Origin of the sequence: Nocardia amamiensis (assembly GCF_015477605.1) — a bacterium.
GTDB classification, from domain to species: Bacteria; Actinomycetota; Actinomycetes; order Mycobacteriales; family Mycobacteriaceae; genus Nocardia; species Nocardia amamiensis_A.
This window is the reverse complement of record NZ_JADLQX010000027.1, coordinates 50,680-66,381: the sequence shown is the minus strand read 5'-3', so window position 1 is coordinate 66,381 and position 15,702 is coordinate 50,680. Positions and strand designations below refer to the sequence as shown.

Sequence of the window (15,702 nt, the reverse complement as noted above, 5' to 3'; positions counted from 1 at the left end):
GACACCGTGTGAGGCCATAGACCAGGACTCGTCATGTTCAGCATCGGAGACTTCGCCAGACACGGACGCGTGTCGGTGCGCATGCTGCGCCACTACGACGCGATCGGGCTGCTGCGCCGGGATCGGGTCGACGCCACCAGCGGCTACCGCTATTACGAGGCGGGGCAGCTGGCGCGGCTCAATCGCATCGTCGCGCTGAAGGAGCTCGGCTTCACGCTGGAACAGGTGGGCCGGATCCTGGACGAGCGGGTGGGCGGCGCCGAGCTGCGCGGCATGCTCATGCTCCGCCGCGCCGCTCAGCGGGCGCAGACGGTCGACAGCGCGGTCAGCTCGGTCCGTAGCGCGGCGAGCAGACCGTCGGCGTGCGCACCGCCGCCGAGCACGCCGACGGTCAACTGCCCCGCGAAAGTGTAAACGAGGAAAGTGACCGCGGCCGACGCACCCGCCGAAGGTCGGGGATGGGCGGAGACATAGACGATCTCGTAGTCCGTCAGTTCGATGGTGGGCGGTATTCGGAAAGCTGGGACTACGCCGGTGTTGGTCACGGCGATATGTCCGGCGAGCGAGTGAATCCTTGTCGTGCCGTAGAAATCCGGGAAATGCAGAACGGACTGCTGCACGATGCCTTCGGAAAGATCGTGCGCCAGGCGAGCCGAAATGCGCTCTGCCAGTTCGATCAGGCCTGCGGCCGGATCGACTCGCGCCGCGAACGAAGTCAGCCCGGCCATATTGGTGCCGGCCGCCGCGGAGACCGGCGGCGCGAGCCGCGTGCGCAGATCCACGGGATACAGACAACCCAGCGGGATCGCGCCGCCCACGGTCTCGCGTGCATACGCGCGGAGCAATGCGGCGGTGAGCAGTCCGTTCATCGGCACACCGGTGACGCGGCCGAGGCCCAGGACCCGCGCGGTGGCGTCGGCGTCCAGCCGCACGCGTCGTGGGCGCGCCAGAGTGCTGGGGGCGGGCCGCTCGCTGTCGGCTGGCACGTCGCTTGATTCCTGCGGGAGGGGCTTGGTCACATCCTCGAACCCGGAAGCGGCGGCCCTCGCGATGCCGCGCGCCGCCACGTACCACTCCAAGCTTCGGGGAATCTCTTGTGGGAGAACTGTTGTCGGCACCTGCTCGACGATGTCGGTGTAGTACGCCCACAGTCGCGTCAGCAGTTCGACGCAATGCCCGGCATCGGCGACGCTGTGGTGCACGAACAGCGTGACACGCCAGCGGTCGGCGCCCGAGTAGACGACGTCCAGATACGCCAGCTGGGCCGCGGGGTCCACCAGGGGAACGCCTACCTCCGCCACGTCGCCCTCGCGCACCGAAGCCTGGACCCACGCCCGCTCGTCCGGATGCAGCAGATATCCCTGTCCCGCGGCGTCTTCGACGATGCGGCAACCCACCACCGGATAGGCGCGCCGCAACGTCGCGAACGCCTCCCGCAGCGCCGCGGGGTCGAGCGCGCCCCGCACCGACACCGACCGGCCCGTGTAGGTGCCGTGCCGCACGAACCGCTGCTCCGAGGGTGCCAACACCCGAACCAGATCGTCCTCATCCCATGACACCCCGCAAGGGTGCGGCACCATCAGCACGTCCGCAAACCGACCGGGCGGCTGGATGCGGAAGACTGCCGGTATGAGTCTTTCGGCACATTTGGAGGACATCGGCCTGCCGTCGGTCGAGGAACAGCTCGCCCACCCCACCGTCGCGGGGATCGCGGAGGGCACCTTGCCCGAACCGATCTTCCGCTCCTGGTTGGAGCAGGACTATCTGTTCCTGCTCGACTACGTCCGCGTGTTCGCCCGCCTCGCCTGGCAGGCCCCTGCGGACCACCTCGGCGACTTGGTCGACCTCGCGCACGCCACCTATCACGAGGAGCTGTCGCTGCACCGCTCACTGGCCGCCGAGTTCGGCGCCGATCTCGATGGGGCCGTCAAAGGCGCACCGTGCGCGGCCTATACGGCGTTCCTGCTGGATTCCGCCGCGTCCTATGGCGAGGGTCTCGCCGCCCTCTACCCGTGTATGTGGGGGTATTCGACCCTCGGAGCGCGCCTGGCCCAGAACCCGCCCGCCGAGCCGCGCTATCGCCGCTGGGTCGACACCTACGCCGATCCCGGGTTCGCTACCCTCACTCGTCGGTGCGCGCAAATGCTCGACGAGTCCGATGCCGATCCGGCACACGCGGAAGCACTATTCCGGGAAGGAATGCGGCACGAACTCGCGTTCTGGGACGTTCCGCGCTGACGGTCCCGGCGCGACACGCCTGCGGAGCCCTAGGCTGGCATCGTGAGCAAAGATCACGTGCGGGCGTCCGACGCCGATCGCGAAAAGATCGTCGACCAATTGCGTCTGGCGATGAACGAGGGCAGGCTGTCGCTCCATGAGTTCGACGAACGACTGCAGCAGGTATACGCCGCCAAGACCTATGGCGAACTGACGCCATTGCTGTCCGACCTTCCCGCGCAACGGAATTCGCGACCGGCTCCGGCCAAAGGCATCCCGCAGTGGGTCACGATCATGTGGATTCCGTGGGTTTTCGTCAACGCGCTGTGCGTGGCGATCTACCTGGCGACCGGTGCGGGATACTTCTGGCCGTTCTGGGTGGCGGTGCCCTGGGGCATCGCGCTGCTCATTCCGACGACGATCGGGATCATCGTGCGCAAGAACGCTTCCTGAACGCCAACGCCCCGTGGCCGATGACGGCCACGGGGCGAGGCTTGGCGAAGTCAGGCGCCGATCAGGTGCTGGGCCAGGTAGCTCTCCACCTTGTCCAGAGCGATGCGCTCCTGGGTCATCGAGTCGCGCTCGCGGATGGTCACCGCCTGATCGTCCAGCGTCTCGAAGTCGACCGTGACGCAGAACGGGGTGCCGATCTCGTCCTGGCGACGGTAGCGGCGACCGATGGCGCCCGCGTCGTCGAATTCGACATTCCAGTTCTTGCGCAGTCGCGCCGCGAGGTCCTTCGCCTTCGGCGTCAGATCGGCGTTGCGCGACAGCGGGAGCACCGCCGCCTTCACCGGGGCGAGCCTGCGATCGAGACGCAGCACCGTGCGGGTGTCCACGCCGCCCTTGGCGTTCGGCGCTTCGTCCTCGGCGTACGCGTCGACCAGGAACGCCATCAGCGACCGGGTCAGGCCCGCGGCCGGTTCGATGACGTACGGGATGTAGCGCTCGTTGGTGGTCTGGTCGAAGAAGCTCAGCTCGGTGCCGGAGTGCTCGGAGTGCGTCTTCAGGTCGAAGTCGGTGCGGTTGGCGATGCCCTCCAGCTCACCCCACTCGTTGCCCTGGAAGCCGAACCGGTACTCGATGTCGGTGGTGCCCGCCGAGTAGTGCGAGAGCTTGTCCTTCGGGTGCACGAACAGCCGCAGGTTCTCCGGGGTGATTCCGAGGTCGGTGTACCAGGAGAACCGGGTCTCGATCCAGTACTTGTACCACTCCTCGTCCTCGCCCGGCTTGACGAAGTACTCCATCTCCATCTGCTCGAACTCGCGGGTGCGGAAGATGAAGTTGCCCGGGGTGATCTCGTTGCGGAAGCTCTTGCCGATCTGCGCGATACCGAACGGCGGCTTCCTGCGCGCGGTGGTCATCACGTTGGCGAAGTTCACGAAGATGCCCTGGGCGGTCTCCGGGCGCAGGTAGTGCAGGCCTTCGTCGGACTCGATCGGGCCGAGGAAGGTCCTGAGCATCATGTTGAAGTCGCGCGGCTCGGTCCAGCGGCCGACGGTGCCGCAGTTCGGGCAGGCGATGAGTTCCATCGAGACCGCGTCCGGGTCATCGAGCTTGTTCTTCAGCGCGTACGCCTCCTGCAGGTGGTCCTGCCGGAAACGGTGGTGACAGTTCAAGCATTCGACCAGCGGGTCGTTGAACACGCCGACGTGGCCGGAGGCGACCCACACCTGGCGCGGCAGGATCACCGAGGAGTCGAGGCCGACGACGTCCTCACGGCTGGTGACCATGGCACGCCACCACTGCTTCTTGATGTTCTCCTTGAGCTCGACACCCAGCGGACCGTAGTCCCATGCCGACTTGGTGCCTCCGTAGATCTCACCGCACGGGTACACCAGACCCCGGCGCTTGGCGAGGTTGGCAACGGTGTCCACCTTCGACTTGGGTGCCACGCGAGAATTCTCCATCCACTGCGAGTCGGATTGTTGATTTGCCCCCACACAATAGTTTTGCGTCGGCGCTGCGATTGTGCCCAGCCTATCGGCACTGCGATGGCCGGTTTCAACCGCACGGTACCCGCGCGTCCGTTTGACATGCGCACCTGTGCATATGCAAACTGGTAATGCTTTCCATTAAGGAGTTGGTGACATGACTACCGAGACCGCCGCGCCACACAACCCGTATCGGTCGCCCGGCCCGGCGCCGGTTCCCGCGCGGACCGTGCTGGAGGACGCGGGTGAGTTGTTGCGGGCGCTGGCAGCCCCGGTTCGTATTGCTATCGTGCTGCAGTTGCGCGAGTCGCCGCGCTGTGTGCACGAGTTGGTCGACGCCCTCGGTGTCACCCAACCACTGGTCAGTCAGCATCTGCGTATCCTCAAGGCCGCTGGCGTCGTGCACGGGGAGCGGTCGGGTCGCGAGGTGCTCTACGAACTCGTCGACGACCATCTGGCGCACATCGTCGTCGACGCCGTCGCACACGCCGAGGAAGGGTGATTCGTGCCAGACAACACGGCCGCTCCGCAGAAACCGGTCGGCATCCGCAGCACCAGACAGCGCAGCGCAATCGCCGCGCTGCTCGGGGACATCGACGAGTTCCGCTCCGCCCAGGAGCTACACGACGAGCTGCGTAAACGTGGCGAGGGCATCGGCCTGACCACGGTCTACCGGACGCTGCAGTCGCTGGCCGACGCGGGCATGGTGGACGTGCTGCGCACCGACTCCGGCGAATCGGTCTACCGCCAGTGCTCCACCGGCCACCATCACCACCTGGTCTGCCGGAACTGCGGCCGCACCGTCGAGGTGGAGGGCCCGACCGTCGAAGCGTGGGCCGAGGCGATCGCGTGCGAGCACGGGTTCACCGAGATCAGCCACACCCTGGAGGTGTTCGGCACCTGCACGTCCTGCGTCGAGGCGCGGCAGCGGAACAAGTGACGCCAGGAGGGCCGCCTCGAATGAGGACGGCCCTCCGTCGTCTCGGTTCGTCGAGTTTCAGCCCACCGGCACCGGATTCCGCGCCGACTCCCGCGGCTCGGCGGAACGACCGCGCAGCGCGCCCACGCCGAGCAGCGCAAGCACGACCACGCCCCAGACCAGCAGGACCACGAGCGGACCGGCGGCAGCGGCGCCGTCGAAGAACGCGACCGAGCGCAGCAGTGAAGCGGCCGCGCCCGGCGGCAGCAGCTGGCCGATCGCACCCCACGGCTGCGGCAGCAACTCCGGCGCCGACGTGGCCGCGGAGAACGGGTTGCCGATCAGCAACATGGTGATCGCGGCGATACCGATACCCGCGCGGCCGAGCACGGCGGCGGTCCCGACCACCGAACCGGCGACCACGATCGAGACCAGCCCGACGACCGAGGCGAGCACCAGGTAGGGCCCCGGCACCAGCGACAACCAACCCTGGACGACGGCCATGCTCAGCAGCCCGCCCGCGACACCGAAGGTGACCAGCCCGATCACCTTGCCGCCGACCGCGGGGACCAGCAGTGCGAGCAGCACACCCGCCGCGATACCGGACATCACCAGTGGCAGCACCATAGCGCCGAACGCCGCGCCGCGCGGATCGTCCGGATCGGCGGGCACCACGTCCTCCACGCCGGTCGTGGGCGCGCCGGACAACTGCTGCCCGATCTGGGTGAGCTGCTGCGCGACAGCGGGACTCGCACCGGAGGCGATCAGCAACCGCGGCCGTCCGTCTCCGGTGACGATTGCCCCGTAGACCTCCCGGTCCGCGATCGCGGCTCGGGCGGTGGCTTCGTCCGCGAGCGTGCTGACCTCGAAGGCGCCGGGCCTGAGCTCGGCGAGCTTGTCGACAACCATCCCGGCTTGCGGGCCGGTGACGGCCAGCGGCAGGTCGCGGGGCGCGATATTCGTGGCGGGCCAGGCAAACGCGATCAGAAGCAACGCCTGGAGCAGGGCGGCGCCGAGACCGAGAGCGAACGCCCGCTGCACGGTGTTCATAACCATCTCCCATAAATCGAATGTTCGTTCTTTTAGGTCCTCCGACCGTCGCACGTTCGGACGAAGTTGTCAAGAACGGATATTCGTTTTAATTTGGAGACATGCCCCGAGTTACCGAAGAGCATCTCGAACGCCGCAGGCGGCAGATCCTGGACGCCGCGCGGAAATGCTTCGCCCGCAAGGGGTTCCACGAGACCTCGATGCAAGACGTGTTCGCGGAGTCGGGCCTGTCAGCCGGCGCGGTATACCGCTACTTCAAGAGCAAAGACGAGCTGATCACGGCACTGGCCAACGAGACGACGGTGCGGCTGCGCGTGGCGATGGAGCAGGCGATCGGACGCGACCCGCTCCCCACGCCCGCCGAAGTGATCGCCGTGGTCGCCGAGGAGGTCGTGCGCTGCAGCGGGCCCGACGGGCCGGTGCGGCTGGCGCCGCAGGCTTGGGCGCTGGCCCTGGTCCATCCCAGGGCGGCCGTGATGGTCCGCGAGGCGATCGGCGCGATGCGAGCGCTGTGGGTCACCTACGCGCAGCGCATGTGCGAAAAGGGCTGGCTACCGGAGGACGCCGACGTCGATGCCGTCGCCAAGGCGATCATCGGGCTGCTGCCCGGGTTCATCCTCCAGCACCTCATCCTCGAGGACCTGGATCCGGAGACGCTGGCGCGCGGCGTGCGCACCCTGCTTCCCTACGGCGAAACCGCCGCCACGACAGCAGGCGAGAGCCGCTGAGCCGGGCTCAGGGCAGCAGTCCCTGCCTGGCGCGGCTCGCGTTGGACAGCACGAGCAGCAGCATCGTGGTCAGCGCCTGGTCGTCCAGGCCCGCAGCCGGGAAGGTGTAGCGCAGGATGACGTCGGCGAGCTTGCCGTGGCCGATCACGGTGAGCGAGCCGAACTGCAATGCGTTGTTGCGCTCGGCGACGCGCTTGTGCAGCTGCGGCTTCAATGGGCGATCCCAGGCCAGCACGCAGGTCAGGGTCAGCACGTCCAGGCCGGGCGCGAGATTCACCGCGCGCAGCGAGCACAGGGCGCCCTGGTACTCGAATCCGAGCGACCCTTCGGGGTCGACGCGCACATCGATGTCATACCGCGACAGGCACGCTCCGGCGCGTGCCTGCAGCTCCTGGTCGGGAGTCACCGCCGCGTCCATCTCCGCGTCCCCGTTCACTTGGTGCCGCCGAAACGGCGGTCCCGCTTCGCGTACTCGACGCAGGCCTCCCACAGATTGCGCCGGTCGAAATCCGGAAACAGCGTGTGCTGGTAGACGAATTCGGCGTACGCCGACTGCCAGATGAGGAAGTTGGAGCTGCGGAACTCGCCCGACGGGCGCAGGAACAGGTCCACGTCCGGCATGTCGGGCTCGTCGAGGTATTTCGCCAGCGTGGCCTCGGTGACCTTCTCCGGATCGAGCTCCCCCGCCGCCACCCGGCGCGCGATCTCCCTTGCCGCGTCGGCGATCTCGGCGCGTCCGCCGTAGTTGACGCACATCGTGAGGGTCATCACCGTGTTGTTCTTGGTGAGCTCCTCGGCGATCTCCAATTCCTTGATCACGCTGCGCCACAGGCGCGGCCTGCGACCGGCCCAGCGCACACGTACACCCATCTCGTTCATCTCGTCGCGGCGGCGGCGGATCACGTCGCGGTTGAAGCCCATGAGGAAGCGGACTTCCTCGGGGCTGCGCCGCCAGTTCTCGGTGGAGAAGGCGTACGCCGACAGCCACTTCACACCGATCTCGATGCAGCCCTCGACGGTGTCCATCAGCACCGCTTCGCCGCGCTCGTGGCCCGCGGTGCGCGGCAGCCCCCGCTCTTGGGCCCAGCGGCCGTTGCCGTCCATCACCAGCGCGACGTGGTTGGGCACCAGTTCGGACGGCAGCTGCGGCGGCCGAGCTCCGGACGGATGCGGCGCGGGCGGGCGGACGACACCTGCGGTTTTCGGCGCGGTCGCGGTAGCGGAGTCTCGGCGGAGGATCACGGCCTCCATCCTGCCTGATCGCCGCGGCCGACCCTACTGCCGCGTTGCTTCCTGACCAATTCCGCGGTTCGCACCGGCACGGTGATCTATTCTTGTCCTGATCGTGATACTGGGGAGGGGTTTCTCGAACGTGACCGATTTACCAGGCACCGGGACCGCGGCCGGTTTCCGGGCCACTCGCGAATTACTCGGCCTTCCGGTTCCCTGGTGCGCGCGGTTCTTCGCGGTCGCCGAGCGCACCGTCGAGCGGTGGGAGAAGGGGGCCTTCCAGATCCCGGACGTCGTCGCGCGCGAACTCGCCGCCATCGCGGAGGAGACCGAGCAGGTGATCGAGGCCATGGTCGAAGCCATCGACACCGGCGAGATCTCGCCCCGGCTGCACACCTACCGGACCAACGACGACTACAGCAAGCACGAGCCCGGCACCCGCTTCCCGGCCACCTGGCACCGCGCGGTGTGCGCCCGGGTCATGATCGAGCTGCCCCAGGTAGAGCTGCAGTTCGTGGATTAGTCTGCGCGGACCGCTCGACCAACGGCAGGGTGCGCAACTGACGCTCCAGATGCCACTGCAGATGCGCCGCGACCAGCCCGCTGGCTTGTTTGCGCACCGCTTCGGGCACCGTCTCGACGTACTCCCACTCCCCCCGCCGCAGCGCGACCAGGAAGTCGAGCACGCCGGGAGCGGGTGTCGCGGCGCCTGGTGGACGACAATGCACGCACACCGCGCCACCGGCCGCGACGTGGAACGCCCGATGCGGGCCCGGCGTCGCACACTTGGCGCACTCGTCGAGTGCTGGCGCCCAGCCCGCGAAACCCATGGCGCGCAATAGGAATGCATCCAGGATCAGTTCGTGCGGCCGCTGTTTGGCCGCGATCGCGCGCAGGGCGCTCGCGGTGAGCGCGTGCAGCCGGGGCGCGGGCGCGCGCTCCTCGCCCGCCAGGCGTTCGGCGGTTTCCAGCACGGCGCACGCGGTGGTGTAGCGCCCGTAGTCGTCGATGATGTCGGCGGCGAACGACTCCATCGTGTGCACCTGGGTGACGGTGTCGAGCGTGCGTCCCGGATGCAACTGCACGTCGATATAGGAGAACGGCTCCAGCCGGGCTCCGAACCGCGACTTGGTGCGCCGCACGCCCTTGGCGACCGCGCGTACCAGGCCGTGCTGGCGGGTGAGCAGCGTGACGATGCGATCCGCCTCGCCCAGCTTGTGCTGGCGCACCACTACCGCCTCGTCCCGATACAAACGCACAGGCTGAGTCTAATTGCGGATAAGTCCGGAGATCAGCAGGAGCACCGACTGCTGGGCCTGCGCGCGGGCAGTGTCCGGGTCGCCGGCGTGCGCGACGATCAGGGCGGCCTCGCTGACCACGCTGACCACGAGCTGGGCCAGCACGGGGATCGGGGCGTCGGCGATCAATCCGGCATCGCGGGCGCGCTCGAGCTGGGCGGTGATCAGGCCGAGGCCGTGGGCCGACTCGAATTCGCGCCAGGCCTGCCAGCCGAGCACGGCGGGGGCGTCGGAGAGTGCGATCCGCAACATCGCGGGCCGCTGACAGATCTCCAGGAAGAGCCCGAGTCCCGCCGTCATCCCGGCCATCACATCGTCGGAATCCACTGCGGCGATGGCCTTTTCGATTTCGTCGGTGGTCTCGACCTCGATCTGCTCCAGCACCGCCAAGAACAGGCCGCGCTTGTCGCCGTAGTGATGGTGCAACGCGCCACGGGTGACCCCCGCCTCGGTGACCAGCTCTTCGGCCGAGGTCCCCGCGAAGCCGCGCTCGGTGAACAGCCGGCGTCCGGCCTGTTCGAGCGCGGCTCTGGTGGCGCGAGAGCGGTCTTCCTGGCTACGGCGTGGCATGCAGCCGAGTGAACTCCAGAATCGATTCGGCGAGCAACTCGGGCTGGTCCTCCGGCAGGAAGGTGTAGGAGTCGTCGATGAGCTTCAGCGTCGCGTCCGGCAGGTCGCGGGAGAGACGTTCGGCGAACGACACCGGGAACAGGCGGTCCTCGCGCGCCCAGGCCAGCAGTACCGGGACATCGACGTCGGCGAAGTGCCGCGCGGCTTCGAGGGTGTACCGGCGATGCGCGGATTTCAGGAAGCGGCGCAGGTCTTTCCGGATCGCGGCCGACCGGCGGCTCGGCAGCAGATAGGAGTCGGTGATCTCCGGCGGCACCGGCCGCTTGGCGACCCAGCCGAAGGCGACCGGCAGGCGATGCAGTGCCCGGACGCGCATCAGCTCGGTCAGCAGGCGGAGTGACCCGGGGATCTTCGCCAGCAGCGGGAGCGCCGTGAACGGCTGCGGCAGGAAGCCCTCGTAGCTGTCCACCGAGGCGAGCACGACGCGGCCGATCCTCGAGCGATCGCGGGTCAGCAACACCTGGGTGATCGCTCCACCGGTGTCATTGGCGACCAATGTGACATCGGTGAGGTCGAGGCGCTCCAGGAAAGCGGATATCAGATCGGCGACGCCGACCGGGGTCAACTCGGCGTCGGGAACGGGAATCTCGTGCGAGCCGAGGGGCCAGTCCGGCGTCAGGCAGCGGTATCCGGCGGCGGCGATCACCGGGACCACCTTGCGCCACAGGTCGGCGTTGACGAGCAGGCCGTGCACGAAGACGACCGGAGCGCCCTCCCCGGTCTCGTGATAGCGGATCCGGCCGCCGGGCAAGTCCACCTCGTGGACGCGGCCGAGTGCTGTGCTGGTTGCCATGGGGTCCTCCCAGTCGTCTCAGGTTCCCGGCCACTTTTACATACATACGGTATGTATGTCTATCCTACCCAGGGTGGATTTCGTGCCGCCGATATGGACGCTTGACCAGAGCGGTGGATACGGTTACCCGAAACACGACGAGACGGAGCTCAGATGACGGTGTCCGATCCGACCCGCCTGCCGCCCGATACGCGGGAGCTGGGGCTGGCCGAACTGGCCGCCGCGATCGCGAGCGGCGCGATCACCTCGACTGCGGCGGTCAGCGGCGCACTCGACCGGATCGAGGCGGCGCAACCCACGCTCAACGCTTTCCGGATCGTGCGCCGCGAAGGGGCGCTGGCCGAGGCCGCCGAGGCCGACCGGCGGCTCGCCGCCGGCGAACGGCTGCCGCTACTGGGCGTGCCCATCGCGGTGAAAGACGACACCGACATCGCGGGCGAGCCGACCGCCTTCGGCTGCGGCGGCGAGTTCGCACCGAAAACCCAAGACGCCGAATCGGTTCGGCGGCTGCGCGCGGCGGGCGCGGTGATCGTCGGCAAGACCAACACCTGCGAACTCGGCCAGTGGCCGTTCACCAGCGCCGCCTCGTTCGGCCACACCCGCAATCCGTGGGACCGCACGCGGACGCCCGGTGGGTCCTCCGGCGGCTCGGCGGCTGCCGTCGCGGCCGGATTGGTCCCCGCCGCACTGGGTTCCGACGGGGCGGTGTCGATCCGCATTCCGTCCGCCTGGACCAACCTGGTCGGCATCAAGCCGCAGCGCGGGCGGATCTCCACTTGGCCGGAAGGCGAACTGTTCTACGGACTCACCGTGAACGGCCCGCTGGCGCGCACCGTCGCGGACGCGGCGCTGCTGCTGGACTCGGCCGCCGGTCCACACACCGGCGACCTGCACACGCCCGCCCCGATCACCGCTACGGACGCCGTCGGCCGCGACCCCGGCCGGTTGCGGATCGCGCTATCACTGCGAATTCCGTTCACAGCGACCAAGACAGCCCTCGACCCCGAGGTGGAGCAAGCGGTCCGGAGCACCGCCGACACCCTCCGCAAGCTCGGCCACACGGTGACCGTGGCCGACTTGCACTACGGCATCATGATCGGCGCCTCGTTCCTGCCGCGTTCGCTGGCGGGCATCCGGCGGGTGTACAACCGGATGCCCGGGCTCGAGGTCGACGCGCGCACCACGGCCAACGCCCGGATCGGCCGCGTGCTCGAGGGTCCCGCCCTCTACGCGGCACGCCAATTGGAACCCTTGCTACACAGGCGAATCGGCCACTTCTTCCGCGACTACGACGTGGTCCTCGCCCCCACCACCGCGACTCCCCCACCGCGCGCCGAGGAGATCGATGGCATCGGCATCACCGCCACCAACGACCTCATCACCGCCGCCTGCCCCTACACCTGGCCCTGGAACGTCCTCGGCTGGCCGAGCGTCAACGTCCCCGCGGGGTTCACCGACTCCGGCCTGCCCGTAGGCGCCCAACTGATGGGCACGGCAGACTCCGAACCCCTCCTGATCTCGCTGGCCGCCCAACTCGAATCCGAACTGAACTGGCAGCGCCACCGTCCGGCCCCCTGGTGGTGAGCCAGCCCGAATTCAGCTCAGAAGGCGCTGATTCCACACCAGGCGGCGGCGAATACCCGCCGGAGCGCATGTCCCAGTAGCTCATTCGGGCCGGACCACCGACAAGTTGAAATCGGCGGTGCCGAGCGCCCGGGAGAGACTCACCCACAGCAGCACCACGGGTTCGACGCTGCGGGCGGTACGCACACCGCCGAGATCAATGATCTGCTCGTCGGTCCAGCCGAACGACCGCAGCAGGGCGGCGACATCGGCCTTGGCCGAGTCGTCGTCTCCGCTGAGAAAGACATTGTGGCTGCCGGGAACTCGGGTCGGATCGACCATGAGCTCGTTGTTCATGGTGTTGAGGGTCTTGACCACCCGTGCCGTGGGGAATGCCGCCTGAAGCTGTTCGGCGACGCTCCCCTCCGCCGGGACAGCCAGCCGTGGCGAGCCGTCCACGAACTGCAGCGGGTTGGACACGTCGACGATCACCTTGCCCGCCAGGTTCTCCGGCCCAGCCGCGGTCAGGGCGGCAAGGGATACCGTGCCGCCGGTGGCGTTCACGATGACCTCGCTCCCGGCCGCCGCCTCGGCGAAGGTCCCCTGGCGGCCGCCGCTTTCCCGAGCCCAGGCCGCCGCATCGGCATTGTCGGATGTCCGCGAACCCAGGATCACCTCATGTCCCAACCCCTGCAGTCGGCTCGCCAGTCGCCGTCCGACCTGCCCGGTTCCCATTACCGCAATCGTCATATCCACTTCCTTTCTCGCACAGATCATCTCGTTGACGCCCCAATCCATCGGGAACGGTTCGCACTCAGCTGAACGCGGCCGCCATCTCGTTCGCCACCGCGTCCGCGCCGAGAGCGACCAGCCAGTTCAGTGGCTCGCCGGGAGAGAATCTGATCATCGTGGCGGTCAGTTCCTCCTTCTGGGATTCGGTCAGAGCTTCGGCTCCGCCGCCCAATCTGGCGGTGGCCTCGCGGTACATCAGTAGGTACTTGCGCTGGTCGGCGAACAGCGACACGTCACCGGGTTGGCCGTGGCCCGGATACAGCGGCACACCGGCCAGTTGGTCCGAGAGCCGATCGAGCGCTGCCAGCCATGCCGTCGAGTGGCCGTCGCTGAGGTATGAGTGGGTGCCGTGGAAGGCGATGTCGCCGATGAACGCCGCCCGTATGCGGCCGGATTCGACGAGCAGGTAGGAATCGGCGTGGCTTTCGGCCGGGCCGATGTCGTGCACGCTCACCCGCAGTCCGGCGACGTCGACGACCTCGCCGTCCTCGAGCAGGTGGTCCGGCACCCGGTATCGGTCGGGCCACTCATCGCCGTAGGTGGGCTGCCACTGCTGCCGCTTGGCCTCCGCGCTCCGATCGATGACCTCAGCCACCGCGACAGTGGCGTACACCGGCACATCCCCGGGCACCACGTAGGGCAGACCGTTGAAATGATCAGGGTGCGGGTGCGTCACGAACGCCGCGAGCAGCGGCTTGCCCAACGCGGCCAGGCGAGCCGCCAGTGCCTTCGCGTCGGAAACCAGCAGACTGGCGTCGATCAACACGACCCCCTTCTCGGTCTCGATCAGATAGCTGTTCACAAAGATCCCCGCCTCGCCCGCGCTGTAGGTGTGGATCCGGAAATCGCTGTTCACCACGTGTGATGCCTTTCAGTACCGTTGGTGTCGACGACGGTATGCCGCACGGGCGAGCCGCGAAAGAAGGCACTTTGCGGTGCCCTTCCCGGACGAGGAGGCAGTCCATGGCGCTGGTGATTCCGGAGGTGCTCGACGAATCGTGCACAACCCGACAGGCTCTGGAACGCTTGTCGGCGAAGTGGCGCATCCTGCTGATCTACGCCCTGCTCGACGGCCCGCAACGCCACGCCGACCTGCGCAGACGATTGCCGGGCATCACCCAGAAAGTGCTGACCGAGACGTTACGGGGAATGGAAGCCGACGGACTCGTCCAACGGCACGTCCTCCGCGAAAGCCCGCCGCAACACGTCGAATACACCCTCACCACTCTCGGCAAGACACTCGAGGAGCCACTCGCCGCCATCTGCGCCTGGGCCGCCGCCCAGCCCTGAGCGATACCGAGCCTGCCATCGATCCGCTGGCCCGACGGTGCCGTATCGTCTCGGCCGACCATTGAGGCGAGGAGATGCCGATGGCCGATCGTCACCTGGTCGAGTACCCCGCCGTCGGAATACGCGCATACCTCAACGGCGGAACGCAGTTCAGCGAGCACGGCTGGAATACACCGGCTACGGTCAGCCATCTAGTGCATTGACCTGGAAGGTTCGCGAGATATTGAGGAATTCCCGCGTCACAACGGGCGCAGGTGCTCGACCGTGACGTGGTGCTGCTCGGTCAGCCGCCGGGCGATCAATGAGCGATGGCAAGCCTCAGGGTCGCGCTCTACGCAGAGCAGGGCTGCGGTCCCGCTGCTCGGCAGCGCCGACACGATCGGGGCGAGGTCGGCGCGGTCGAGGATCTCGGTGGTGTAGCGGCGGGTGTACTCGGCAGCGAGTTCACGGCGCGAGCGTTTGCCGACCCCTTGGCGGTCGTCCTCGGCATACTGGAGCCGGCGGAGCTCGGTGGTCGGGGCAAGTTCGCGGTGGTGCTCGTAGGCGATCCCGGCTTGGGCGAGGGCCGCCTGCAGTCGCCGCGAGTTCGCCCAGGCGTACTCGGGTCCGCGGACCCCGCGGCGCTCGCGAACATCGAGCAGCAGGCGAACATCCGCGCGCCGTAGCCGTTGCAGGAAGGACTCGCCGTCGAAGCCGTAGACGCCGATTGTCACCATTCTGAGCACCGGGAAATCACCTACCTTCCTGCTGCTCGCCGCCTCCGGCAGCCCTACCGGAGGCGGCGAGGTCACATCACTCGACGGCGGTTCCCTCGAGCTCGACCATCTGGCCGGGAATCGCCAGCCGTGTGACCCCGAGCATCGTGGTAGCCGGCGCCACCCCGGAAGCGCCCAGCCGCGACGCCAGCACGCCGTAGTGCTGGAAGAGCAGATCGACGTCGGTGGTGTAGACGTTGAGCCGGACGAGGTTCGCCAGCGACATGCCGGCCTCTTTGAGCACGGCCTCCAAGTTGTCGAGACTCAGCGCCAACTGCGCCGCCATGTCACCGTCATGCTGTGGTTTGCCGTCGCCGCTCATCGCGGTCTGGCCGGAGCAGTACAGGGTCCGGGTGTGCCCGGAGACGAGCTCACCCTGGTTGAATCCCAGCTCCTCCGACCACGTCACCGGGTTGACTGCCGTTCGTTCCACCACATCAGCTCCCATTCGATTCATTGAAGTACGTGCGTCCACCGGCCCGGTAGCCGCTGTCTGTGACGCC

Annotated in this window: 21 protein-coding genes and 1 pseudogene; 10 read left to right on the top strand and 12 right to left on the bottom strand. The window is 67.9% G+C overall.

Annotated elements, in window-relative coordinates; all coding sequences use genetic code 11:
• Positions 1 to 33: 33 nt before the first annotated feature.
• Positions 34 to 294: pseudogene (locus IU459_RS28645) on the top strand (MerR family transcriptional regulator); the annotation flags it as partial.
• Positions 295 to 296: 2 nt separating this feature from the next.
• Here the strand turns inward: IU459_RS28645 and IU459_RS28640 are convergent.
• Positions 297 to 1,559, bottom strand: coding sequence for a phthiocerol/phthiodiolone dimycocerosyl transferase family protein (locus IU459_RS28640; protein WP_324199065.1), 1,263 nt, complete (start codon positions 1,557 to 1,559; stop codon positions 297 to 299).
• 70 nt (positions 1,560 to 1,629) lie between these two features.
• Here IU459_RS28640 and IU459_RS28635 point away from each other — a divergent pair, with 70 nt between their 5' ends.
• Together IU459_RS28635 and IU459_RS28630 are read left to right on the top strand one after the other, a co-directional pair.
• The gene (locus tag IU459_RS28635; protein WP_195132691.1) at positions 1,630 to 2,238 is read left to right on the top strand and encodes a TenA family protein; all 609 of its coding nucleotides are present in this window, start codon (positions 1,630 to 1,632) and stop codon (positions 2,236 to 2,238) included.
• A gap of 42 nt (positions 2,239 to 2,280) precedes the next feature.
• A complete protein-coding gene (locus IU459_RS28630) occupies positions 2,281 to 2,670 on the top strand; it encodes a DUF1707 domain-containing protein (protein WP_195132690.1) in 390 nt (129 codons plus the stop codon).
• A gap of 50 nt (positions 2,671 to 2,720) precedes the next feature.
• Here the strand turns inward: IU459_RS28630 and IU459_RS28625 are convergent, their stop codons facing one another.
• A complete protein-coding gene (locus IU459_RS28625) occupies positions 2,721 to 4,112 on the bottom strand; it encodes a glycine--tRNA ligase (RefSeq protein ID WP_324199064.1) in 1,392 nt (463 codons plus the stop codon).
• A 196-nt stretch (positions 4,113 to 4,308) separates the two neighbouring features.
• Here IU459_RS28625 and IU459_RS28620 point away from each other — a divergent pair, with 196 nt between their 5' ends.
• Complete coding sequence (locus IU459_RS28620; RefSeq protein ID WP_195132688.1) at positions 4,309 to 4,653, top strand: ArsR/SmtB family transcription factor; 345 nt, start codon at positions 4,309 to 4,311, stop codon at positions 4,651 to 4,653.
• Between the two features lie 3 nt (positions 4,654 to 4,656).
• Positions 4,657 to 5,091 (top strand): Fur family transcriptional regulator, encoded by a 435-nt coding sequence (locus IU459_RS28615; RefSeq protein WP_067471707.1) that lies wholly within the window; start codon positions 4,657 to 4,659, stop codon positions 5,089 to 5,091.
• A 57-nt stretch (positions 5,092 to 5,148) separates the two neighbouring features.
• On the opposite strand, the gene IU459_RS28610 is transcribed toward IU459_RS28615, so the two are convergent.
• Positions 5,149 to 6,120, bottom strand: a complete 972-nt coding sequence (locus IU459_RS28610; RefSeq protein WP_195132687.1) for a hypothetical protein — start codon at positions 6,118 to 6,120, stop codon at positions 5,149 to 5,151.
• Between the two features lie 101 nt (positions 6,121 to 6,221).
• Here IU459_RS28610 and IU459_RS28605 point away from each other — a divergent pair, with 101 nt between their 5' ends.
• Positions 6,222 to 6,848, top strand: coding sequence for a TetR/AcrR family transcriptional regulator (locus IU459_RS28605; RefSeq protein WP_195132686.1), 627 nt, complete (start codon positions 6,222 to 6,224; stop codon positions 6,846 to 6,848).
• Between the two features lie 7 nt (positions 6,849 to 6,855).
• Here IU459_RS28605 and IU459_RS28600 read toward each other — a convergent pair whose 3' ends face one another.
• Both IU459_RS28600 and IU459_RS28595 read right to left on the bottom strand, forming a co-directional pair.
• On the bottom strand, positions 6,856 to 7,266 hold the full coding sequence (locus IU459_RS28600) for a YbjN domain-containing protein (protein ID WP_195132711.1): 411 nt from the start codon (positions 7,264 to 7,266) through the stop codon (positions 6,856 to 6,858).
• Between the two features lie 14 nt (positions 7,267 to 7,280).
• Positions 7,281 to 8,099, bottom strand: a complete 819-nt coding sequence (locus IU459_RS28595; protein WP_195132685.1) for an isoprenyl transferase — start codon at positions 8,097 to 8,099, stop codon at positions 7,281 to 7,283.
• Between the two features lie 121 nt (positions 8,100 to 8,220).
• Here IU459_RS28595 and IU459_RS28590 point away from each other — a divergent pair, with 121 nt between their 5' ends.
• On the top strand, positions 8,221 to 8,601 hold the full coding sequence (locus IU459_RS28590; protein WP_195132684.1) for an Aca2/YdiL-like domain-containing protein: 381 nt from the start codon (positions 8,221 to 8,223) through the stop codon (positions 8,599 to 8,601).
• On the opposite strand, the gene recO is transcribed toward IU459_RS28590, so the two are convergent.
• From recO to IU459_RS28575, 3 genes are read right to left on the bottom strand one after another with little or no spacing between them, the layout of a single operon-like run.
• Entirely contained in the window at positions 8,558 to 9,337 is a 780-nt protein-coding gene (gene recO, locus IU459_RS28585; RefSeq protein ID WP_195132683.1) for a DNA repair protein RecO, read from the bottom strand. The genes IU459_RS28590 and recO overlap by 44 nt on opposite strands.
• A gap of 9 nt (positions 9,338 to 9,346) precedes the next feature.
• On the bottom strand, positions 9,347 to 9,946 hold the full coding sequence (locus tag IU459_RS28580; RefSeq protein WP_195132682.1) for a TetR/AcrR family transcriptional regulator: 600 nt from the start codon (positions 9,944 to 9,946) through the stop codon (positions 9,347 to 9,349).
• Complete coding sequence (locus IU459_RS28575; RefSeq protein WP_195132681.1) at positions 9,933 to 10,799, bottom strand: alpha/beta fold hydrolase; 867 nt, start codon at positions 10,797 to 10,799, stop codon at positions 9,933 to 9,935. The genes IU459_RS28580 and IU459_RS28575 overlap by 14 nt, the downstream gene beginning before the upstream one ends.
• A gap of 153 nt (positions 10,800 to 10,952) precedes the next feature.
• Between IU459_RS28575 and IU459_RS28570 the strand changes: the two genes are divergently transcribed.
• Positions 10,953 to 12,383 (top strand): amidase, encoded by a 1,431-nt coding sequence (locus IU459_RS28570; RefSeq protein WP_195132680.1) that lies wholly within the window; start codon positions 10,953 to 10,955, stop codon positions 12,381 to 12,383.
• Between the two features lie 81 nt (positions 12,384 to 12,464).
• On the opposite strand, the gene IU459_RS28565 is transcribed toward IU459_RS28570, so the two are convergent.
• Together IU459_RS28565 and IU459_RS28560 are read right to left on the bottom strand one after the other, a co-directional pair.
• Positions 12,465 to 13,112 carry an NADPH-dependent F420 reductase gene (locus IU459_RS28565; RefSeq protein WP_195132679.1) on the bottom strand — a complete coding sequence of 216 codons (648 nt, stop codon included), beginning with the start codon at positions 13,110 to 13,112 and terminating at the stop codon, positions 12,465 to 12,467.
• Between the two features lie 64 nt (positions 13,113 to 13,176).
• Positions 13,177 to 14,013 (bottom strand): MBL fold metallo-hydrolase, encoded by an 837-nt coding sequence (locus IU459_RS28560; RefSeq protein ID WP_195132678.1) that lies wholly within the window; start codon positions 14,011 to 14,013, stop codon positions 13,177 to 13,179.
• A 104-nt stretch (positions 14,014 to 14,117) separates the two neighbouring features.
• Between IU459_RS28560 and IU459_RS28555 the strand changes: the two genes are divergently transcribed.
• Together IU459_RS28555 and IU459_RS39425 are read left to right on the top strand one after the other, a co-directional pair.
• Positions 14,118 to 14,444, top strand: coding sequence for a winged helix-turn-helix transcriptional regulator (locus IU459_RS28555; protein WP_195132677.1), 327 nt, complete (start codon positions 14,118 to 14,120; stop codon positions 14,442 to 14,444).
• Positions 14,445 to 14,524: 80 nt separating this feature from the next.
• Complete coding sequence (locus IU459_RS39425; RefSeq protein ID WP_267469902.1) at positions 14,525 to 14,647, top strand: hypothetical protein; 123 nt, start codon at positions 14,525 to 14,527, stop codon at positions 14,645 to 14,647.
• A gap of 36 nt (positions 14,648 to 14,683) precedes the next feature.
• Here IU459_RS39425 and IU459_RS28550 read toward each other — a convergent pair whose 3' ends face one another.
• Both IU459_RS28550 and IU459_RS28545 read right to left on the bottom strand, forming a co-directional pair.
• The gene (locus IU459_RS28550; protein ID WP_228838655.1) at positions 14,684 to 15,160 is read right to left on the bottom strand and encodes a DUF488 domain-containing protein; all 477 of its coding nucleotides are present in this window, start codon (positions 15,158 to 15,160) and stop codon (positions 14,684 to 14,686) included.
• Positions 15,161 to 15,236: 76 nt separating this feature from the next.
• Positions 15,237 to 15,632: a RidA family protein gene (locus tag IU459_RS28545; protein WP_195132710.1), complete on the bottom strand. Its 396-nt coding sequence runs from the start codon at positions 15,630 to 15,632 to the stop codon at positions 15,237 to 15,239.
• Positions 15,633 to 15,702: the final 70 nt, after the last annotated feature.

What these genes read in the sequence shown, in the direction of transcription:
- IU459_RS28610 (WP_195132687.1), bottom strand. Translation starts at nt 6,120, where the DNA reads ATGAACACCGTGCAGCGGGCGTTCGCTCTCGGTCTCGGCGCCGCCCTG.
- IU459_RS28595 (WP_195132685.1), bottom strand. Translation starts at nt 8,099, where the DNA reads ATGGAGGCCGTGATCCTCCGCCGAGACTCCGCTACCGCGACCGCGCCG.
- IU459_RS28570 (WP_195132680.1), top strand. Translation starts at nt 10,953, where the DNA reads ATGACGGTGTCCGATCCGACCCGCCTGCCGCCCGATACGCGGGAGCTG.
- IU459_RS28605 (WP_195132686.1), top strand. Translation starts at nt 6,222, where the DNA reads ATGCCCCGAGTTACCGAAGAGCATCTCGAACGCCGCAGGCGGCAGATC.
- IU459_RS28565 (WP_195132679.1), bottom strand. Translation starts at nt 13,112, where the DNA reads ATGACGATTGCGGTAATGGGAACCGGGCAGGTCGGACGGCGACTGGCG.
- IU459_RS28550 (WP_228838655.1), bottom strand. Translation starts at nt 15,160, where the DNA reads ATGGTGACAATCGGCGTCTACGGCTTCGACGGCGAGTCCTTCCTGCAA.
- IU459_RS28555 (WP_195132677.1), top strand. Translation starts at nt 14,118, where the DNA reads ATGGCGCTGGTGATTCCGGAGGTGCTCGACGAATCGTGCACAACCCGA.
- IU459_RS28620 (WP_195132688.1), top strand. Translation starts at nt 4,309, where the DNA reads ATGACTACCGAGACCGCCGCGCCACACAACCCGTATCGGTCGCCCGGC.
- IU459_RS28600 (WP_195132711.1), bottom strand. Translation starts at nt 7,266, where the DNA reads ATGGACGCGGCGGTGACTCCCGACCAGGAGCTGCAGGCACGCGCCGGA.
- IU459_RS39425 (WP_267469902.1), top strand. Translation starts at nt 14,525, where the DNA reads ATGGCCGATCGTCACCTGGTCGAGTACCCCGCCGTCGGAATACGCGCA.
- IU459_RS28580 (WP_195132682.1), bottom strand. Translation starts at nt 9,946, where the DNA reads ATGCCACGCCGTAGCCAGGAAGACCGCTCTCGCGCCACCAGAGCCGCG.
- IU459_RS28635 (WP_195132691.1), top strand. Translation starts at nt 1,630, where the DNA reads ATGAGTCTTTCGGCACATTTGGAGGACATCGGCCTGCCGTCGGTCGAG.
- IU459_RS28575 (WP_195132681.1), bottom strand. Translation starts at nt 10,799, where the DNA reads ATGGCAACCAGCACAGCACTCGGCCGCGTCCACGAGGTGGACTTGCCC.